The 18,353-nt window shown below is 71.7% G+C and carries 18 protein-coding genes and 1 riboswitch; of the genes, 6 read left to right on the forward strand and 12 right to left on the reverse strand.

The window, feature by feature from the left end:
* The first annotated feature begins 93 nt into the window (after window positions 1-93).
* Window positions 94-2,370, forward strand: coding sequence for a hypothetical protein (locus tag BJ992_RS31745; RefSeq protein WP_184987274.1), 2,277 nt, complete (start codon window positions 94-96; stop codon window positions 2,368-2,370).
* Here BJ992_RS31745 and BJ992_RS31750 read toward each other — a convergent pair.
* The 5 genes from BJ992_RS31750 to BJ992_RS31770 all read right to left on the reverse strand — a co-directional run bounded on the left by BJ992_RS31750 (window position 2,258) and on the right by BJ992_RS31770 (window position 7,861).
* A complete protein-coding gene (locus BJ992_RS31750; protein WP_184987276.1) occupies window positions 2,258-3,895 on the reverse strand; it encodes an MptA/MptB family glycosyltransferase in 1,638 nt (545 codons plus the stop codon). The two genes, BJ992_RS31745 and BJ992_RS31750, sit on opposite strands and share 113 nt — an antisense overlap.
* Before the next feature lie 154 nt (window positions 3,896-4,049).
* Window positions 4,050-4,781, reverse strand: coding sequence for a glycosyltransferase family 2 protein (locus BJ992_RS31755; RefSeq protein ID WP_184987278.1), 732 nt, complete (start codon window positions 4,779-4,781; stop codon window positions 4,050-4,052).
* 274 nt (window positions 4,782-5,055) lie between these two features.
* Complete coding sequence (locus BJ992_RS31760) at window positions 5,056-5,388, reverse strand: anti-sigma factor antagonist (protein ID WP_184987280.1); 333 nt, start codon at window positions 5,386-5,388, stop codon at window positions 5,056-5,058.
* Window positions 5,389-6,032: 644 nt separating this feature from the next.
* Window positions 6,033-7,160 (reverse strand): sensor histidine kinase, encoded by a 1,128-nt coding sequence (locus BJ992_RS31765; RefSeq protein ID WP_343072954.1) that lies wholly within the window; start codon window positions 7,158-7,160, stop codon window positions 6,033-6,035.
* Window positions 7,157-7,861, reverse strand: coding sequence for a response regulator transcription factor (locus tag BJ992_RS31770; protein ID WP_184987282.1), 705 nt, complete (start codon window positions 7,859-7,861; stop codon window positions 7,157-7,159). The genes BJ992_RS31765 and BJ992_RS31770 overlap by 4 nt, the downstream gene beginning before the upstream one ends.
* Window positions 7,862-8,113: 252 nt before the next feature.
* On the opposite strand from BJ992_RS31770, the gene BJ992_RS31775 reads away from it, so the two are divergent.
* From BJ992_RS31775 to BJ992_RS31790, 4 genes are all read left to right on the forward strand, one after another.
* Window positions 8,114-8,281 carry a hypothetical protein gene (locus BJ992_RS31775; protein ID WP_184989496.1) on the forward strand — a complete coding sequence of 56 codons (168 nt, stop codon included), beginning with the start codon at window positions 8,114-8,116 and terminating at the stop codon, window positions 8,279-8,281.
* A 13-nt stretch (window positions 8,282-8,294) separates the two neighbouring features.
* A complete protein-coding gene (locus BJ992_RS31780; RefSeq protein WP_184987284.1) occupies window positions 8,295-8,591 on the forward strand; it encodes a DUF6412 domain-containing protein in 297 nt (98 codons plus the stop codon).
* Between the two features lie 78 nt (window positions 8,592-8,669).
* The gene (locus BJ992_RS31785; RefSeq protein ID WP_184987286.1) at window positions 8,670-9,326 is read left to right on the forward strand and encodes a YidC/Oxa1 family membrane protein insertase; all 657 of its coding nucleotides are present in this window, start codon (window positions 8,670-8,672) and stop codon (window positions 9,324-9,326) included.
* A gap of 78 nt (window positions 9,327-9,404) precedes the next feature.
* Complete coding sequence (locus BJ992_RS31790) at window positions 9,405-10,601, forward strand: arginine deiminase (protein WP_184987288.1); 1,197 nt, start codon at window positions 9,405-9,407, stop codon at window positions 10,599-10,601.
* On the opposite strand, the gene BJ992_RS31795 is transcribed toward BJ992_RS31790, so the two are convergent.
* Both BJ992_RS31795 and BJ992_RS31800 read right to left on the reverse strand, forming a co-directional pair.
* Entirely contained in the window at window positions 10,584-11,018 is a 435-nt protein-coding gene (locus BJ992_RS31795; protein WP_343072955.1) for an ATP-binding protein, read from the reverse strand. The genes BJ992_RS31790 and BJ992_RS31795 overlap by 18 nt on opposite strands.
* Before the next feature lie 149 nt (window positions 11,019-11,167).
* Window positions 11,168-13,063, reverse strand: a complete 1,896-nt coding sequence (locus BJ992_RS31800; RefSeq protein ID WP_184987290.1) for a PAS domain-containing sensor histidine kinase — start codon at window positions 13,061-13,063, stop codon at window positions 11,168-11,170.
* Between the two features lie 187 nt (window positions 13,064-13,250).
* On the opposite strand from BJ992_RS31800, the gene BJ992_RS31805 reads away from it, so the two are divergent.
* Window positions 13,251-13,811, forward strand: a complete 561-nt coding sequence (locus BJ992_RS31805) for a methylated-DNA--[protein]-cysteine S-methyltransferase (RefSeq protein ID WP_184987292.1) — start codon at window positions 13,251-13,253, stop codon at window positions 13,809-13,811.
* On the opposite strand, the gene BJ992_RS31810 is transcribed toward BJ992_RS31805, so the two are convergent.
* The 5 genes from BJ992_RS31810 to BJ992_RS31830 form a co-directional block, all read right to left on the reverse strand.
* A complete protein-coding gene (locus BJ992_RS31810) occupies window positions 13,726-15,096 on the reverse strand; it encodes a purine-cytosine permease family protein (RefSeq protein WP_184987294.1) in 1,371 nt (456 codons plus the stop codon). The genes BJ992_RS31805 and BJ992_RS31810 overlap by 86 nt on opposite strands.
* Window positions 15,087-15,209, reverse strand: a riboswitch (TPP riboswitch). It overlaps the preceding gene by 10 nt.
* Window positions 15,210-15,288: 79 nt before the next feature.
* Entirely contained in the window at window positions 15,289-16,377 is a 1,089-nt protein-coding gene (locus BJ992_RS31815; protein ID WP_184987296.1) for a hypothetical protein, read from the reverse strand.
* 52 nt (window positions 16,378-16,429) lie between these two features.
* The gene (locus BJ992_RS31820; RefSeq protein WP_184987299.1) at window positions 16,430-16,762 is read right to left on the reverse strand and encodes a rhodanese-like domain-containing protein; all 333 of its coding nucleotides are present in this window, start codon (window positions 16,760-16,762) and stop codon (window positions 16,430-16,432) included.
* Between the two features lie 44 nt (window positions 16,763-16,806).
* Window positions 16,807-17,685, reverse strand: a complete 879-nt coding sequence (locus BJ992_RS31825; RefSeq protein ID WP_184987301.1) for an Fpg/Nei family DNA glycosylase — start codon at window positions 17,683-17,685, stop codon at window positions 16,807-16,809.
* 42 nt (window positions 17,686-17,727) lie between these two features.
* Entirely contained in the window at window positions 17,728-18,312 is a 585-nt protein-coding gene (locus BJ992_RS31830) for a DM13 domain-containing protein (protein ID WP_184987303.1), read from the reverse strand.
* Window positions 18,313-18,353: the final 41 nt, after the last annotated feature.

Genomic DNA, 18,353 nt, shown 5'->3' on the forward strand with positions numbered 1-18,353 from the left:
TCTTCGGCGGGATCGGCGCTGGCTATCGTTACCGGGGACGGTGGCCGTCCGATCCCACGGGCCGCCGACGGTCACGAGTGGGGGGGAGTCCCTGTGAGCACGCGAGCGCCGGTCAGGCCGTTGGGTGGTCGGCTCGTGTGTGTGCTGATCGCGCTCGGGGTCCTCGTTCTCGGGCTTCTGCCTCTCACCGCGGCGCGGGGGTCGGTGCGGCAGGCGGCCGGGGGGCAGGTGGTGCTGATCGGGGTGCCGGGGTTGCGGTGGGAGGACGTCGACCGGGGGCGGACGCCGGTGTTGTGGGGGTTGGTGGGGAAGGCGGGGGTGGCCTCGATGTCGACGCGGGCCTACCCTCGGCCGGATCGCGCGGGGACGTGTCCGGTGGCGGGGTGGCTCACCGTGTCGGCGGGGCAGAGAGCGGGGTCGGCGGCGCAGGAGTGTGCCTTGCCGGTGCCGCCGGTCGCTGGTTCGGACGGGACGGCTCGCGTGCCGGGGTGGGACGAGTTGGTGTCGTTCAACGCGGCCACGTCCTACGGTGCGGCGGTCGGGTCGCTCGGCCAGGCTGTCCGGGACTCGGGGGGGAAGGTCGCGGCGATCGGGGCGGGAGGGGCCCTGGCGGGGGCCGGCCGGGACGGGAAGGTCGACGCTTACGCGCCGGATGTCGCGGGGCTCGGTGATCTGAGCCGGTTCTCGCTGGTCGTCGCGGATGTCGACGACTTCGCACGTGCCTGGCTGGCGACGGCGTCCGCGGGGGCGACGGCTCGGGATCTGTCCCCGCAGGAGCGTGCCGACGCCGCGGCGCGGGCCGACCGGCGGGCCGGTGAGGTGCTCGCGCGGGTGGCGCCGGGAACGACCGTGCTGGTGGCCGGGCTCTCCGACACGGCCACCAGAGCGGAGTTGCATGTGGCGCTGGCCCGGGGTTCGGGGTACGCGCCGGGGTATCTCACGGCGTCGTCCACGCGGCAGGACGGGCTGGTCACGATCACCGATGTCACGGCGACGGTGCTGGAGCGGCTCGGGGTGCCGGTACCGCGAGGCATGGTGGGACGGCCCTGGGTCTCGGGTGGGGACGCGGCCGATGATGCGGCGGGGATCGTCACGCGGCTCGGGGACGCCGATCTGGCGAGCAGGGTGCTGGTCCAGGTGCGTGCGCCTTTCTTCGCGGTGCTGGTGGTCGCGCAGTTGCTGTTCTACGGCCTGGCGGCGGTCGTGGTGCGCAGACACGGGGGCGGCGCGGCCGTGGTGCGCGGACACGAAGGTGACGCGGCCGTGGTGCGCGGACACGGGGGTGGGGCGGCGCGGCGGCTGCTCGGGTGGACGCGGGGGCTGGCGGTGGTGAGCGGTGCGGTGCCGGTGTCCACGTTTCTTGCGCAGCTTGTGCCGTGGTGGACGGCGGAGCGGCCCATGGCGTCGCTGATCGGGACGATCGCGGGGTTCACGGTGCTCGTGGCAGGAGTGGCGTTCGCGGGTCCGTGGCGCAGGCATGTGCTGGGGCCGTTGACGGTCGTGGCAGGCGTCACGTCGCTCACGCTGCTGCTCGACGTGATCACCGGCTCGCGGCTCCAGGTGAACGCGGTCACCGGGTACGAGCCCGTCACCGGCGGCCGGTTCTACGGCTTCGGCAACATCGCGTTCGCCGTCTACGCCACGGGGACGATCCTCGCGCTCGCCGGAGCGGCGCAGGCCCTGATCGACCGGGGTCGCCGTGGCGTCGCACTGGCGCTCTGCCTCGTGTACGGCCTGCTCGCGGTCTTCGCGGACGGCTGGCCCTCCTGGGGGGCCGACTTCGGCGGGGTCCCCGCGTTCGTGCTCGGCCTTGCGGTCTTCGTGATGATGCTGTCCGGCCGTCGCGTCACGGTGAGCAGGCTGGCCCTGGTGGCGGCGGCCGGTGTCGTGCTGATCGGCGCGATCGCGGTGGCCGACTGGATGAGGCCGGCCGACCGCCGGACCCACCTCGGCGCGTTCGTGGACCAGGTCGCCTCAGGTGAGGCGCTCCCCGTGGTGGGCCGCAAGCTCGGCGCGATGCTCGGCACCCTCGGCAACTGGCAACTCACCGCACTGTCGGTGGCCGCCATCGCGTTCCTGTTCCTCGTGCTGGCCCGGCCGTCCCGCTGGGGGGTGTCCGCGCTCGGCGAGGCCTACGCCGCGGCCCCCGCGCTGCGCGCCGGCCTGTTCGGTGTGCTCACCACCGCCGTGGCCGGTTTCCTGCTCAACGACTCCGGCATCGCCATCCCGGCCATGGCCCTCACCGTGGCCGTCCCCCTCACCCTCGCGGCCTCGATCGCCGCCGTCCACCGGTCCGCACGGCCCACACCACCAGAGCGACCGTCAGCCCCAGCAGGATCCACGGCACCACCTGGCCGCGCACCACGGTGACCAGCCAGCCGAGGTCGGCCGGTTGCTCCTGCTGCCGTGCCGGCAGGTAGGCCAGCGACAGCACGGTGACCCGCGCGACCATGAACCCGTCCAGGGCCGTCGCGGGAACGGTCGCGAGAAGCGCGAAGGCCAGCCCGTCGTACCACGGCAACGCGTACGGCGTGGCGAACAGCCACGCCACCACGACCACCACCGCCACCAACCCGCCGCCGAGGCCACCACTGGGGCCGCCGGACGTGCCGGCCGCCTGAGTACGACCCGTCCACGCGCCGGACACACCGGCCCGGCCCGCGGCGTACCCCGGTGCGGCCGGGTCCCGAGGTGGCCGCAGTGCCAGGAACAGGGCCGTGGCGAGGGCCACGAGGGTCAGCAGGGACGCGGCCTGGATCCAGGAGCGGTAGGCGCCGGAGCCGAAGAGGAGTTGGAGTGCGCGCTGGGCCAGGTGCCAAGGGGTGGCCCAGGAGATGGACTTGCTGGCATGGAGAATCTGGTCGAGCGAGTTGGGGCCGGCGAGCAGGTACGCGACCACGACCGTCGCCATGGCCGTACCGGCCACGACGAGCAGCTTGAACGGGGAACGGCGCAGGTCCCAGGCGGTGCCGAGCGCGACCAGGCCCGCGTTGGCCTTGGTGGCGATACCGAGGCCGAGCAGCGGTCCGGCGGTCCACCAGCGGTGCCCGCGCGCGGTGAGCAGCGCAGCGGTCACGAACACGATGGCCTGGGTGTCGACGTGCATGCCGGCGACGAGCTGGTAGAGGACGAGCGGATTCACCGTCCAGAGCAATGCCGCACGGGTCTGGCGTGAACGGCCACCATCGGCGCGAGTCTGGGGAGACCGATCGCCATCGAGGCGGAGCTTGTGCGAATGGTCGCCATCGGCACGGAGCTGGGAAGGCCGGTCTTCGTCGGCGCGGGTCTGGCGGGACCGGTCTCCACCGGTCAGGTGGTGCAGGAGTAGCGCTGTGACGAGGAACGCGGCGACGTTGGCCAGTGCCAGTACGAAGACCGTGAAGCGGACGGACTCTCCCCCGACCAGGCTCGCCAGGGCCTGCACGGCGGTCGCCAGGGGGCCGTAGAGGCTGGGCTCCTCACGCCAGGGACGCTCCACCGCGTCGGCGACGGGATCTCCAGGCAGATCGACGGCCCCGGTCGCGTAAGGATCGTGGCCGAGCACCACCATGCGGCCGTACGACGCGTAGTTGAGGTGGTCGGCCGACCCCGAAGGCGGCAGGAAGGCGAGCAGCCCGGCGGCGAGGCACCCGCAGACCAGCAGGCGCCGGGGGTCGGGCCTCCAGCCACGGCGCACCGCGAGCAGCCCCGCACCGAGCCCGGCCCCGCCGAGCACGATCGCCACGGCCTCAAGCCCGATGACCAGGTGTCCGCTCGGCCGGATCCCGAGCGAGAACGGTGGATGCCACCACACCCCGGCAAGCCCCGGCACCACGGCCGAGGCCCCGAGCAGGCCGATGACCACGGTGAGCGCGATCGACACCCCGATGCCCCAGAGAGCCACCCGGCCCGTCACGACCGCGCCTGCGTCACCGGAGGCCGGGCCGTCACCGGCCGGCACCGTCACTGTCCGGCTCGCAGCATGGCCGGCGTCCCCTTTCACGGCACGATTCCAGCACATCCGCACTGCTCGGCGTGCCGCCGAGTGTGACCGGGCCGGGAGGTGCCGGTCAGTGACGGGAAGTGGGGAGGAGGGTCGTCAGGGGGGTGCGGCGGGCCAGGGCCAGGGTCACGTCGCGGTATTGGCGAGCGCGGTGGAGTTGGGAGTGCCAGTCGGTGCCGGTGGCGCGGTGGGTCATCTCGACCTCGACCTCTTGGACGCGGAAGCCTTTGCGTAGCAGATCGATGGTCATGGCGGTTTCCACGCCGAAGCCTTGCGCCAGGGGGCGGGCCGCCTCGAAGGCGGCTCGGGTCAGGCAGCGCTGGCCGTTGAGGGGTTGTGCGGCCTCCCAGCCGACGGCTCTGCGGATGCCTTCTCTGGCCAGGCGGACGACGAAGCCGTGGCCGCCGAGTTTGACGCGGGTGACGAAGTTCGCGATGGTCAGGTCGGCCTCACCGGCGACCACGGGAGCGACGAGTGGCGCGGCGGCGGCCGCGGTCCCGGCGAGGTCTGCGTCGAGGAAGAGCAGATGGCGAGGCTCTCCTTCGTCGAACAGCCGCGCGGCCTCGGCGCCGCTCTCCATGGCGGCGGCCTTGCCGCGGTTGCGTCCGTGCCGCACGACCCGTGCCCCGGCCGCCTTGGCGACCTTGCCGGTGGTGTCCGCCGAGCCGTCGTCCACGACCACGACGAGCTCAACACCGGGGATCGTGAGCGCGGCCGCGACCGTGGCGCCGACCCGGTCCGCCTCGTCCTTGGCCGGGATGACCACAGCGACCCCGCGCCGGCCCTGCGGACCGCTCATGACCCCGCCCTCCTCGTGCTCCCGCACCACCCCGCATCGATCGCGAGGCCCGCCCTCACCGTACCGGCCCCGGCCCGTTCCGAGCCCGGGAAACAACGACGCCGGCCACGCTGGGGACGTCAGGCGTGGTCGGCAGACGGACGGGACGGTCGTGACCTTTGATGGCACGTCTGAGGAACCCTGGTGGCGGCGTGGCGTGAGCAGGCCTCGCCGACGGAGGGTCGTGGCGCCGGTGCGGGACGGCGCCGTGGTACGGACGGAGGGAGCGGGTGGATCAGTCGGGGGTGGTGGGAAGGGTGTCGTGGACGGTGAAGACCGAGTCCAGGCCGGTGACCTGGAGGATCTTCCGCACGGCTGGACGGGGGGACGCGACCTCCAGGGTGCCGCCGCGTTCGCGCATGCGCTTCAGCGCGGACAGGAGGACGTTCATGCCGGTGGAGTCGCAGAACTCCACGCCGGACATGTCGATGACCACACGGTCGGGGCCGGTCTCCAGCAGGCGGGTGAATTCCGCCTGGAGACGAGGCGCGGTATATAGGTCGATTTCGCCGACGACCGTCAAGATAGCGTGGCCGGCATGTGATCGAGTCGAGACCTTGAGCTCCACAGCGGGCACACTAGCGCCGTACCGCCGCCGGGTCACGTTCTACCGCGATAACCGAAGAGTCGTCAGCCTGTTGTCCCCCGTTCCGAGGACATCGAAACGCTGCGTACGCAAAGCTTGACGCTATGCGACATCGGCTCGGCCGGAAGGGGGGAAGGCCCGGAACCTCCACTTCCGGTCGTCACGTGGAAGAGGAGGGGCGGGCTTGGACCACGACGGGCCCGGCAGCGCGAATGAACACTCAAGTGCCTACTGAGACCGAACCGCCTGAGGATCCCCGGCGGCGCGGCATGCGGCGGCGATTGGAGACGATACTCGGCCGGTCGGAGCGGGCCCGCGCCTGGGGGGACGCCGCTCTTCCGCTCCGGCCGCTGCTCAACCGCGACGGCTACGTCCCGATCAGGACGCGGCTCACGGTGGACGATCTCGACCTGCTGGCCGGGGCCCGCACGGAACTGAAGTGTTTCTCCGAGCTCGGCCTGCGCCTGCTCGACCTGCATCAGCCGCGGGACGCCGGCGGCATCACCAGTGACGCGGCCCACCCGATCCTGCGGTGCCGCAGCTGCATGTGGCGCTGGCCGTGCCCGACGTTCCGCGCCATGTGCGAGGCGCTGGACACCTTGCCGGAGCCGGCCGGCGACAACGGCTCAGGCCGGCGAAGCCGCTCGGGGGAGGCTGATCTCGAAGCGGCACCCGGGCCCTTCGTTGACGACGGCGATGGCGCCTTCGTGCGCTTCGACGATGCCTCTGGCGATGGCGAGACCGAGCCCCGCGCCGCGATCGGGGCCAGGGGTCCGCGCGGCCTCACCGCGGAAGGCGACGTCGAACACCCGTGGTAGGTCGTCCTCGGGGATGCCGCCGCAGGCGTCGGCGACCGACAGCCGCACGGTCGCGTCGTCGGCGGTGGCCCGCACGACGACGGCGCCGTCCTGCGGTGTGTGGCGTATCGCGTTGACGACGAGGTTGCGCAGCGCTCTGCCGAGTTCGGCGGCGTCGGCGTACACGGGGAGCACCGGAGGGGTGTCGCCGGTGAGCCGCACACCTTTGGCCATCGCCAGTGCCTCGACACCCGCGAGCGCGTCGGCCACCAGGTCGCCGAGGCCGACGCGCCGCGGGCTGAGCCGCAAGGCGCCGGCGTGGATGCGGGACAGTTCGAACAGGTCGTCCACCATGTGCGCGAGGCGGTCGACTTCGAGCCTGATCTGGTTGTGGTACCGGCTGACGGTCGCGGTGTCGTCCACCACGCCGTCCTCCAGCGCCTCGACCATGGCCCGCATGCCGGCGAGCGGGGTCCGCAGGTCGTGGCTGACCCAGGCGACGAGTTCGCGGCGCGCGCCTTCGAGTGCCTGTTCCCGTTGGCGTGCGGCGCGCAGCCGCGCGTACGCCTGGTCGAGCGCGTGCGCGATGGTACGCAGCTCGGCGGGAAGCGGGCCCTGCGGTGGGGTGAAGTCGAGGGTGGCCGGCACCTCCTCGACGGCGGTGACGAGCTTCCGGCTGGCGGCGACCACCTGACGGGCCACGACGAGCGCGACGCCGATCCCGACGAGGCCGGCGATGGCGACCACGGTGAGCACGACGTCCTTGGGGTGACCATCGATGATCATCTCCATGGTGATCGCCACGACCCCCGCGAGGGTCGCGGCGACGGTCACCACCGCGACCACGGCCAGCATCACCCCGATGGACCGTCCCCGCAGCAGCCACAGCACGGTGAGGCCGAGCACCGCGATCACCAGGCCGAGGCCCGCGGTGACCGCGATGATCTGCAGGATCACGGGGCCACCGGCTCGTAGCGGTACCCGACACCCCACACGGTGACGATGCGCCGTGGCGCGGTGGGATCGGGTTCGATCTTCTCGCGCAGCCGCCGTACGTGGACGGTCACCGTGGAGGAGTCGCCGAACGACCACCCCCACACCTGGTTGAGCAGCGCGGCGCGACTGAACGCCTGTCGCGGGTTGCGCATGAGGTGGGCCAGCAGATCGTACTCACGCGCGGTGAGCGTGATCTCCTGCCCGCCGAGCCGCACCTCGTGCGCGCCGACGTCCACCACCAGGTCGGCGTCCCGCAGCACTCCCGTGCCGGTGGTGACCAGTGCGCCGCGGGCTCTGCGCAGCACGGACTGCACGCGAAGTGCCAGCTCACGAGGGCTGAACGGCTTGGTGACGTAGTCGTCGGCGCCGGTCTCCAGGCCGACGACGCGGTCGATCTCCTCGCCGAGAGCGGTGAGCATGATGACCGGCACCGGCCGGCGTTCCCTGAGCTTCCTGCAGACCTGGAGGCCGTCCATGCCTGGCAGCATCAGGTCGAGCACGAGCAGGTCAGGCGGGTCGGCGAGCGCGCGGCGCAGGGCCTCGGCGCCGTCGCCGACGCTGTCCACCTGGTGGCCGTCGCGTTCCAGGTACTTGACGACGACCTCGGCGACGGTGGGGTCGTCGTCCACCACCAGGATCCGGGCCGGCGGCGCCGCGCTCATCGTTCCCCCATCTCGCCGCGATGCTCCGGCGGACCACCGGTCCACCGGGTGACATGAAGAACTGTGGTCTGAGCCATGGGAAGCGCCTTCGCTCGCCGGGCCACCGCTGTGGCCCGTGTCTCCACCGTAGAGCCGATGTGGTGCGTTCCATGAACTCCGTCACCACTTCGTAAGCCGGATGAACCGGCCTGGTCAAGGTCACGATCTCGCCGATCTCTCGCGGCGGGGCCCGCCGCGACGTACCTTCTGCTTATGGCCCGCATCGTGTTGTCAATCCTCGGCGTCCTGCTCGCGCTCTATGTGGTGTTCGGACTGCTGATCCCCGCATTGTTCGGCATCGTCAAGGTACTGCTCGTGATCGCCGTGATCGGGTTCGTCGTGGTCGCCGCCGTCACGGTGTTCGGCAAGCTCTCCAGGTAGCCGGAAAGGCACCGTGACCACTCTCCTCGACGCGACCGTCGCGCTGCTCGCGCAGCTCGTCGCGGGGCAGTCCGGCCCCGCGACGCTGGCGGCCGTCGGCTTGGTGGGGGTCACCCTGCTGCTGATCGCCTGGGCCGTACGGCCGGTGGCCCCGGTCGCGGCGGCCCCGGCGGCGTGGTCGCGCCGGCACGCCGAGCCTGTCCCCTTCGTACGGCTGCGCCATCCGGCCGCGGCGGGCCGTCCTCGTCCGAGAGCGCCGTCGGCGGGTCCCGCACCCGCCGCGCGTCCCGGCACGGCTCCGGCCCGCTGAGGCCTGTCCACTTCCCCATGCCGGTTCCCGGTGGGTGCTTTCGTCGTGTCCATCCCCCCGACGAAGGGACCTTCCGTCATGTTCGACCTCGTACTCGAATCCGCCTACCGCCTGATCACCGGCCTCGGCTCCTTCACCGGCCCTGCCCTGGCGATCGTCCTTTTCACGCTGGCCGTGCGCGCTCTTCTCCTGCCGCTGGCCGTGCGCCAGGCGTCCGCCGTGAAGGCACGGCTGCGCCTGGCCCCCAAGGTCGAGGCGCTGCGCAGGCGCTACGCGCGCGACCCCGAGCGCCTGCTGAGGGAGACCTCCGCGCTGTACCGCGCGGAAGGCACGTCGATGTTCGCCGGCCTCGGCCCGGCGCTCGCGCAGGCGCCGTTCTTCCTGGTCACCTACCGCGTGTTCGTGTCCGTGACCATCGCGGGCCATCCGAATCTGCTGCTCGCGCAGAGTGCGCTCGGTGTGCCGCTCGGCCAGCACTTCGCCGCTGCGGTGGCGGGTGGCGGGCTGTTCGGCGCGCCGGCGCTGGTCTTCCTCGGCCTGTTCGTGTTGCTCGCGGTGGTGGCGTGGGTGACGTCCCGCCGCATGGGGGAGGTGCGGCCCCGTGCGCTGCGGCTGATGCCGTTCCTCACTGTGGTGTTCGCCGCGTTCGTCCCCCTGGCCGCGGGGCTGTATCTGCTGGTCAGCACGGCATGGACGGCGGCGGAGCGCACGCTGCTCCACCCCCGGCCCGCCTAGACCGCCTCCCCTGCCCTCCTGCGGGAGGCGCCGCCGGCGTTACCGTGAGGTGTCGAGAAGAGCGGGGAGGACCTGACCATGAACGGAGCCGACAGCGAGGTCGGACGGCTGGCCACGGTGATGCTGCACCGGCCCGGTGCCGAACTCAAACGGCTCACTCCGCGCAACAACGACAAGTTGCTGTTCGACGCGATCCCGTGGGTCGGCAGGGCACAGGAGGAGCACGACGCGTTCGCCGAGGCGCTGCGCGACCACGGTGTCGAGGTGCTGTACCTGACCGAGCTGCTGCAGGACACCCTGGAGTACGAGGAGGCCCGTGAGGAGATCATCCCCGCGGTGCTGTCGGACCGGCAGCTCGGTGACCGGCTGGCGCGGCTCACCCGGCGGCACCTGGAGGACCTCGACCCCGAGGACCTGGCCCAGACCCTGATCTCGGGCCTCGCGCGCGAGGAGCTGAAGACCGGCAGGGGCCTGGTGTACGACCTGATGGACCGGCACGACTTCGTCGTGGACCCCCTGCCGAACCTGCTGTTCACCCGGGACTCCAGTGTGTGGATCGGCGACCGTGTGGCGGTGACCAGCCTCGCCATGCCGGCCCGTGCCAGGGAAAGCCTGCTCACCCGGCTGATCTACACCCACCATCCGAGGTTCGCCGGCGTCGAGCACCTGTACGAGCCGTGGCTGGAGCACCTGGAGGGTGGTGACGTGCTGCTGATGGCGCCGGGTGTCATCGCGGTCGGCACGGGTGAGCGCACGACCCCGGCGGGGGTGGAGCGGCTGTGCCGGCGGGTGTTCGCGACGGGGCTCGCGCACACGGTGCTGGCGGTGCCGATCGCACAGCAGCGTGCGACCATGCATCTCGACACGATCTGCACGATGGTCGATGCCGACACCGTGGTGATGTACCCGCCGGTGGCGTACTCGCTGCAGGCGCACGCGGTCACGATGAGCGGTGACGAGCTGCGGGTCGCGGACGCGCGGCCGTTCCTCGACGCGGCGGCCCGCGCGATGGGGGTCGAGCGGGTGAAGGTGATCGACACCGGCCTCGACCCGGTGACGGCGGAACGCGAGCAGTGGGACGACGGCAACAACACGCTGGCGCTGGCCCCGAGGGTCGCGGTGGCGTACGAGCGCAACGTGGAGACCAACGCGCGCCTTGAGGCGGCCGGGATCAAGGTGATCAGGATCGCGGGGAGCGAACTCGGCAGCGGCCGTGGCGGGCCGCGGTGCATGTCGTGCCCGATCAGCAGGGAACGGCTATCCGCACTCCCGTAAAATCCCCATTTCGGACGACGCTATCTGGGCTTCCAGCACCGCGGCGGGGGCCGGCAGAACAGCCCAGACGGTGGTGACCTCCCCGTCGTGCCGCACACCCCATCGCGTGGCGAGAAACTCAACGATGCCGAGGCCGCGTCCGCCGAGCGACGAGAGCGCCGGACGTCCCGCGCGGGGTTCGGTGGCGGCGCCGCCGTCACTGACCGTCACCTCGACGTGATCGTCGGCCCAGTCCCAGGTGGCCATGATCTGCCCGGACGGCAGCGGATGCGCGTGACGCAGCGCGTTGCTGAGCAGTTCGCTGACCACCAGGACGGCGTCCTCGACGGCCGCGTCGAACACGCCGTGGTCCGCGAGATCAGCGCTGAGTCTCCTCCGGGCTATCGCGACGCTGGTCGGCGCATACGGCAACAGCACGACGCCCTCACTTCCCCGATCCCTGCATTCCCCCGGAGGAAACACATCCCAGTAAGACCGAAATGCCCGCTGGACTGAGCGGGGAAACCGCGCCGCGATCACACCTTGTAAGGAAACGAGATTAAGCAAATACAACTGTGACCGGCTTGTTACCGCTTAGGTGTGTCGGATTCGATATAGGCGCGGGTGGCGCCGAGCACGAAACGCATTCGCGTGCCACCGCCGGGTCGTGGATGCGCCGTCACGTCTCCGCCTTGGGCCCTCGCGAGGCTGCGCGCGATGTACAGCCCGAGTCCCACGCCGCCGAACCTGCGCCGGTCGCCGCTGTCGGCCTGCACGAACCGCTCGAACACCCGGTCGCGGTCGTCCGGCGCGATGCCGACCCCTTCGTCCTCGACCGTGACCACGACACGGTCACCGTCCCGCCAGACCGACACCCGGATCAGCCCACCGTCCGGCGAGTACTTGAAGGCGTTCTCCAGGAGCTGGCCGAGCAGTATGTCGGTGGCCAGCGTGTCACCGTCCACCCACGGCAGTCCGTGGGGGATGTCGACCTCGACGCGGTGCTTGTCCGACAGCGCCGGCATGCCGAGCGTGGCGGCCCGCACCCGTTCCCCGAGGTCGAAGCTCTCCACCTGGACCTGCAGCTCCTTGGCGCCGGCCCGCGCGCCGAGGAGCAGATGGTCCATCAGCCTGCCGAGTGAACGTGAGCGCTCGGCGATGGTGCGCACCGCCGAGCGCCGCTCGACGTCCGACATCTTGTCCCAGCGCGCGTCGAGGGTGCTCGCGAAGCCCTGCACGACCGTGATCGGGGTGCGCAGCTCGTGGCTGGTGGTCGCGAGGAAGAGGTCCTTGGCCTCCTCCAGCTCCTTGGCGCGGGTGACGTCGCGGAAGTCGACCACCACCTCGGCGGTCTCGACGATCTCGGCGCTCACGACGTCGAGCCAGCGGCCGGAAGGAAGCTGGGTGGTGAGTTTCTCGCCAGGCGCCGGCAGGGGGAACGGCGGCCGGCCGCCGATGACCTCGGCGGCCGGCGACCCGGTCAGCTCCTCGGCCGCGGGGTTCCACTGGCGTACGGAACCGGCTTCGTCCAGCACCGCGATGCCGTCGGCGCTGGCGTCCACCACGGCGCGCTCGTGCGCGCGCTGCCGCACGGCGTCCTGGTACGCCATGGCGTTGCCGAGCGCGATGCCGGCGTGGCCGGCGAGCAGTTCGAGCAGTTCGAGCTCGACGTGCCCCGCCTTGTGCTGCGCGAACAGCGCGTACAGCGCGCCGTACGGCCGGCCACCCACCGCCGCGACGCCGAGCGCGATGGTGTGCAGGCCCGGCAGCTCCGACCAGATCAGCTCGTCCAGCATGGCCTGGTCGCCGGTCTCCAGCAGCACGGTCTTGCCGGTGCGCAGCAGCTTGCCGACCAGGCTGGTGCGCAGGTCGGCGGTGGCGCCGCGCAGGTCACCCGGCAGGCCGTGCGTGCTGACCAGGCGCAGGCGTTCGTTCTCGATCAGCACGAAGCCCCCCGCGTCCGCTCCGGTGAGCTCGGTCAGGCTCTCGGCGATGCGGTCGAGCACGTGCGTCAGGTCCAGCTCGGCGTTGATGTCGGCCACGACGTCGGTGAGCCGCCGCACCAGCCGGTCCCTGCGCGCACCGGGTTCGCGAGCGGCGCGGTCCTCCTCGACGGAGTGGTAGACGCCGACGTACCCGAGCAGCGCGCCGCCGTCGGAACGCAGAGCGCTGATGTCCACACCGACGTCGAGCAGCGCGCCGTCCTTGCGCAGCCGTTTGGTGCGCAGCGAGACCGGCCCGCCGGTGCGCACCCGCTCCAGCACCGCGTTGTGCTCGGACATCAGCTCGTCGGGGACGATCGGCGCACGCCGGCCGGTCAGCTCCGCGGCCCGCCAGCCGAACAGGCGCTCCGCGGCAGGGTTCCAGGACAGGACGGCGAGATCGCGGTCGAGCGCGACGACGGCGCCGGCCGAACAGGCGAGGACGGCGCGAGCGAGACCATCGTCGGCGTTCGCCACCGTCTGATCGCTGTCGTCGCTCATGACCTCCATCGTGCCTGTTTTCCGCCTCCGTCTCGCCGGGTTTCGTTGTGCGAATCATTGCATTCCTCGCACAGGCCGTCCGGAGGCGGTCACCACGGCGTACGGCGACATGCCGCCGTACGTCCAAGGGCCGCCTGCGGCTGTCGCTCCGCTACGCTGCCGGTAGCGGGACCGGGAGGGGTTGGTCATGACAGCGGGCGACCTTGAGGCCTTGGTGCGGCTGACGGCCCCCGGTTATGTCGGCGAGACCCCGCCTGAGGTCGCGTTCGGCATGACCGACACCCCGGTGGGCCGGCTGGCGCTCGCGGTGACCGCGCGCGGCCTGGTCGCGTGCAGCTACGAGGACGAGCACGTCGTCTTCGCGCGCGTCACCCGCGCTCTCGGCACGTTCATCGGGCCCGACCCCCGCCGGCTCGACCCGGTGCGGCGCGAGCTCGACGCGTACTTCTCCCGCAGGCTGCGCACGTTCACCGTCCCCGTGGACCTGCGGCTGGCCCCGCCGTTCGCGCGCACGGTGCTCCAGATGACGATGGCGATCCCGTACGGCGGCACCACCACCTACCCCGACATCGCCGAGCGCATGGGCCGGCCGCAGGCGCTGCGCGCCATCGGCAACGCGCTGACCGCCGACCCCGTCTGCGTGATCGTCCCCTGTCACCGGGTCATCGAGGCGCCTGGCCGTCTCGGGGGGTACGCCGGCGGTCCCGCGGCGAAGGAACTGCTGCTCCGCCTGGAAGAAGCCGTGTGAGGTACGTCACCAGCGCGGCGACGGCGAACGCCGCGAGCGCCGCGTTCATCCACGGCTGGTGCTCGAAGCCCACGGCGTCCCGCACGGCGGCCCACACCGCGTCCCACCAGCCGACGGTCGGGCTCGCGGTCACGACCCAGTAGGCCACGAAGCCGAGCACCCACGGCACGACCATCAGCCACCGCGACGGCGCACCCGACGAGGTGTCCCACCGCGCGGCCCCGCCGAGCAGGAAGTAGTCCACGGCCAGCACCGCGAACATCGGCACGAACACCGCGCCGATCACGCCGAGGAACGCGCCGTAGGAGTTCACGTCGGCGAACAGCGCGATCACCGTGGTCAGCGCGCCGACGACGACCGACAGCACCCGCCGGTCCACGCGCGGCATGAGGTTCTGCAGCGACATCGCGGTGGAGTAGACGTTGGCGAACGACTGGTCGGTCTCGCGCAGCACCAGCACGCCGAAGAACAGCCCGCCGAGCGGCACCGCGACGAACGCCTCCCACACCCGGTCGGGGTCGTTCCCCACCACGGCGAGAGCCAGGATGCCGAGCACCAGGCACGCGACCTGCGCGATCGTGTACCCGGTGACCACCCCGCCGAACGCGGCGCGGCCGGACCGCGAGTGGCGCGCGTAGTCGGCGGCGACCGGCACCCACGACACCGACAGCGCGATCACGTAGTCGACCGCCGGCGCGAAGGAGTGCCAGCTCCCGGTGCCGAGGCTCGGCGCCTGCCGCACCAGCGCGACCGTGAGCCACACCATCGCGATCACTACGCCGGCCGTGACGAACCGGCGCAGCAGGCGGATCATGCCGAGCGGCCGTATGGTGAGCGCGACGGTCAGCACTCCCGCCGCGACCACCCACACCCAGTACGGCACGGCGTCCCCGAAGATCGCCTGTGCTCCGTTGGCGATCACCCACAGCTCGAACGCACCCCAGCCGAACATCTGCACGATGTTGAGCACGGTCGGCACGTACGACAGCCGCGCGCCGAACAGCCCGCGCAGCAGCACCATCGCCGGCGCACCGGTGCGCGCACCCGGCACGGCGGCGAGCCCGACCATCGTCGTGCCGATCAGGCTCCCCACCACGGCGGCGAGCACCGCCGCGCCGAGCCCGAGCGGAGCGCCGCCGAGCGGATCGAGCAGCAGCAGGGCCCCGGAGAACCCCAGCAGGCTCACCCCGAGGTTGGCCCAGAATGCCCCCTGGTCGAACGCGCCGAGCGTCTTCGGCGGGGCCTCGTCGAGGGTCAGCGGGGCCTCGTCGACGGCAGGCGACATCGCACACTCCCTACGCCGGCATTATCCGGACAGGTTCATGCGGTCGGCGACGCGCCTCCGTAGAGGAGCCGCCCTCTCAGCCCGGTTCCGCCCGAGCTCCCGCGTTGGATTTTGTGGCGAGATGGGATGGATCATCCCATCTCGGCCCCCATGATGCCCTATTCGTTAACGATCGGCCACCGGTAGCCCGCCTCAGCGGCCGTAGGCCCAGATCAGGCCGTCGCGACGGCCGGAGGGTGCCCCGCCGACGGCGAAGACGGTGCGGCTCTCCAGCTGCACGGCGAGGTCACGGACGAACGTCTTCCGGCCCGCCGGGGCAGGAAGGACGCCTGACTCGACATAATCCGACTCGCTGTCATCGGTGCGGACGTGCAGGAACCTGCCGACCCCACCCTTGGTGTAGACGACCCAGGCCCCGCCTCTGTGGTCGGGGACCGCCTGAGCCCGCGGCTGGAACCCCGCTTCGGTGCGGACCTTGTAGGTGAAGCTGTTGGGATAGCCCGTCAGCAGCAGCGTCTCACCGCAGAAGGACGCGCCGCCGCACGGCCAGGCGGCCCAGCCGACGGCCACCATGCGGCCCGTCTCACCGTCGACCGCGACATCGGTCAGCTCCGAGATCTGACCCCGGTGCGCGGACGGGACCGCCGGAATCGCGTACGTGCGCCAGGCCTTGCCGTCCCAGCGGGCCATGGCCGCCTTGCCGCGCGCCGAGCCGACGGCCCACTTGGCGTCGATTCCCTTGACCACGATCGGCGTGGGAACCTTGCGCCACGTCGACCCGACCAGGCGCCGCACCGTGGACCGCGCCTTCCACCCGGTCTTGCCGGCCGACGGGAACGTGGTGGAGTCCTCGATGACCCACAGGTTCGCGCCGATGGAGTACGCCTGATCGATCCGGCCGTGGCGCCACGGCTTGACCAGCCAGCGCTTGCCGTCCCACCTGGCGTACCGCGACGTGCCGAAGGCCCAGACCCTGGTGTCGGACGCCGATGTCAGCCGCTTCACCCGGAAGCCGGGCCCGGTGACGCGCTTGAAGGTGGTCCGGCCCTTCAGCAACAGCGACTCGGTCTTGCCGCTGCCTGTGCGCCGCGTCCCCGCGACCCAGGCCGCGCCACCTGGGGTCACCGTCACCGCATCGTAGGTGTCGCGGCGGTCGTCACGGACGAGACTCCACTGATCGGCCGGCGCCGCGGCCTGGGCCGCGACCGACCCCGTGGAGACGAGCTCCGTGGTGACGAGCAAGGCGACGGCCGCAGCAGTGCCGCGTAAGAAAAGTCCCATAAAGGATGAGACGCGGCACTCAGCGGAAAAGTTGACCGGCCGTCGTCAGACCTCAGGCCACGAAAGGCTTACCTTCGTGGTCGGCCACCATCGGACGGCCCGCGGCGGCCCACGACATCATGCCGCCACCGACGTTGACGGCCTCGCGGCCGATGTGGTTGAGCCACGCCGCGGCGTTCGCCGAACGGCCGCCGACCTTGCACACCACGTAGACCGGCACGCCGGCCGGCAACTCGTCGACCCGCTGCTGGAGCATGCCGAGCGGAATGTGCACGGCGGTGGGTGCGTGACCGGCACGCCACTCCTCCGGCTCGCGCACGTCGAGCAGGAAGACGTCCTCCGGCACCTGTCCGGCCTCGATCTCTGGCACGTTCATGCGCACCATTGTCGCGGGTCGTGGGCCGTGCGCGCGCCGGGACACGGGGCCGGCTACTTGAGCAGGCGGGACATGCGACGGTCCGCCAGGGGTTTGCCGCCGGTCTGGCAGGTGGGGCAGTACTGGAGCGAGGAGTCGGCGAACGACACCTCCCTGATCGTGTCGCCGCAGGTGGCGCAGGTCTCGCCGGTACGGCCGTGCACACGCAGGCCCGAGCGCTTCTCGGCCTTGAGGTCCTTGGCCGCCATGCCGCGTGACCGCTCCATCGCCTCGCGCAACGTGGTCACGATGGCCTCGTGCAGGCGCGCCGTCTCGTCCTCGGTGAGCGAGCCGGCGATCTTGAAGGGGGACATGCGAGCCGCGTGCAGCACCTCGTCGGAGTAGGCGTTGCCGATGCCGGCGATGACCTTCTGGTCACGCAGCAGGCCCTTGATCTGGGTGCGGCTGCCGCCGAGTATGGCGCCGAGCGCCTCGGCGGTGAAGTCGGACGCCAGCGGGTCGGGCCCGAGGCTCGCGATACCCGGCACGTCGGCGGGGTCGCGCACGACGTACACGGCGAGGCGCTTCTGCGTGCCGGCCTCGGTCAGCTCGAAGCCGGGGGCCAGGCCGTCGTCCCCGGGGGCCAGGCGCACCCGCACCGCCAGCGGGCTCTTGCCGGGCCGCACCGGTCTGGCGCCGGTCAGGTCGTCGCGCCAGCGCAGCCAGCCGCCTCTGGCGAGGTGCGTGATGAAGTGCAGGCCGTCGCAGTCGAGGTCGAGGAACTTGCCGTACCGCGCCACGCCGGTCACCGTCAGGCCGCCGAGCGACGACACCGGCGGGTCCACGGTCTTCAGCGCCTGGAAGGCGACCACCTCGACCGCCGCGATCACACGGCCGACGGCCCGCTCGCGGAGGAACTCCGCGAGCGACTCCACTTCGGGAAGCTCCGGCATGGCCTCACCCTAACCGCCGCGCCGTGATGCCGCTCCCGCTGGTCAGGCCTTCAGCGCGGCGGCGCCGAACGACACCGCGAACCGGCGGCACCAGATGGTCACGCTGGTCAGCTCGCCGAGATCGGCGTCCGCGGGGATGGCGTAGTTGGCGTCGCCCTTGTTGCCCTTGAGGTTCCCGAGTTCCACCCAGGCGCCGTCGTCGAACACACGCCACCCGGCCGTACCCTCCTTGACCGGCTGGTCGCTGAGCCACACCCGCAGGTCCGGGCCGTCGGAGGTGTCGAGGTTCTCGATGCGCAGCACCCGCCGGCCGTCGGCGAGCTTCAGGACCTTGGCGGTACCTGTGGTGGCGTGCTCGTGCGAGATGAACTTCCCCGTGGCGACCACCTCGGGGCCGGCGGGCTTGGCCGGCTTGCCGGACTTGGTGGGCTCGGCGACCGGCGCGACCGACCCGTCCCCTGACGCCGCCGGCGGCGCCGCCTCGGCCGTCGGCACCGGCTCGGCCACGTAGACGGTCGTGAACAACCGCCAGGGCTGGAACAGGTAGAGGGCACCGGCGAGAGCCAGCGCGAGCACGGCGGCGGCCCCCCAGGTCACCGGGTGACGCGCGATTCTCCTGACGTCCATCCTGCACCGCGAGCGTCCCGTACGTGCGTGCCGGACGCTCG

This window comes from Sphaerisporangium rubeum, assembly GCF_014207705.1.
In the GTDB taxonomy this organism is placed as follows: domain Bacteria; phylum Actinomycetota; class Actinomycetes; order Streptosporangiales; family Streptosporangiaceae; genus Sphaerisporangium; species Sphaerisporangium rubeum.

Excerpts from the sequence above, each read along its gene's own strand:
- BJ992_RS31785 (WP_184987286.1), top strand. The coding sequence starts at position 8,670 with ATGTTCGACCTCGTACTCGAATCCGCCTACCGCCTGATCACCGGCCTC.
- BJ992_RS31820 (WP_184987299.1), bottom strand. The coding sequence starts at position 16,762 with ATGGTGCGCATGAACGTGCCAGAGATCGAGGCCGGACAGGTGCCGGAG.
- BJ992_RS31770 (WP_184987282.1), bottom strand. The coding sequence starts at position 7,861 with ATGAGCGCGGCGCCGCCGGCCCGGATCCTGGTGGTGGACGACGACCCC.
- BJ992_RS31800 (WP_184987290.1), bottom strand. The coding sequence starts at position 13,063 with ATGAGCGACGACAGCGATCAGACGGTGGCGAACGCCGACGATGGTCTC.
- BJ992_RS31790 (WP_184987288.1), top strand. The coding sequence starts at position 9,405 with ATGAACGGAGCCGACAGCGAGGTCGGACGGCTGGCCACGGTGATGCTG.
- BJ992_RS31805 (WP_184987292.1), top strand. The coding sequence starts at position 13,251 with ATGACAGCGGGCGACCTTGAGGCCTTGGTGCGGCTGACGGCCCCCGGT.
- BJ992_RS31825 (WP_184987301.1), bottom strand. The coding sequence starts at position 17,685 with ATGCCGGAGCTTCCCGAAGTGGAGTCGCTCGCGGAGTTCCTCCGCGAG.
- BJ992_RS31830 (WP_184987303.1), bottom strand. The coding sequence starts at position 18,312 with ATGGACGTCAGGAGAATCGCGCGTCACCCGGTGACCTGGGGGGCCGCC.
- BJ992_RS31815 (WP_184987296.1), bottom strand. The coding sequence starts at position 16,377 with ATGGGACTTTTCTTACGCGGCACTGCTGCGGCCGTCGCCTTGCTCGTC.
- BJ992_RS31755 (WP_184987278.1), bottom strand. The coding sequence starts at position 4,781 with ATGAGCGGTCCGCAGGGCCGGCGCGGGGTCGCTGTGGTCATCCCGGCC.
- BJ992_RS31775 (WP_184989496.1), top strand. The coding sequence starts at position 8,114 with ATGGCCCGCATCGTGTTGTCAATCCTCGGCGTCCTGCTCGCGCTCTAT.
- BJ992_RS31810 (WP_184987294.1), bottom strand. The coding sequence starts at position 15,096 with ATGTCGCCTGCCGTCGACGAGGCCCCGCTGACCCTCGACGAGGCCCCG.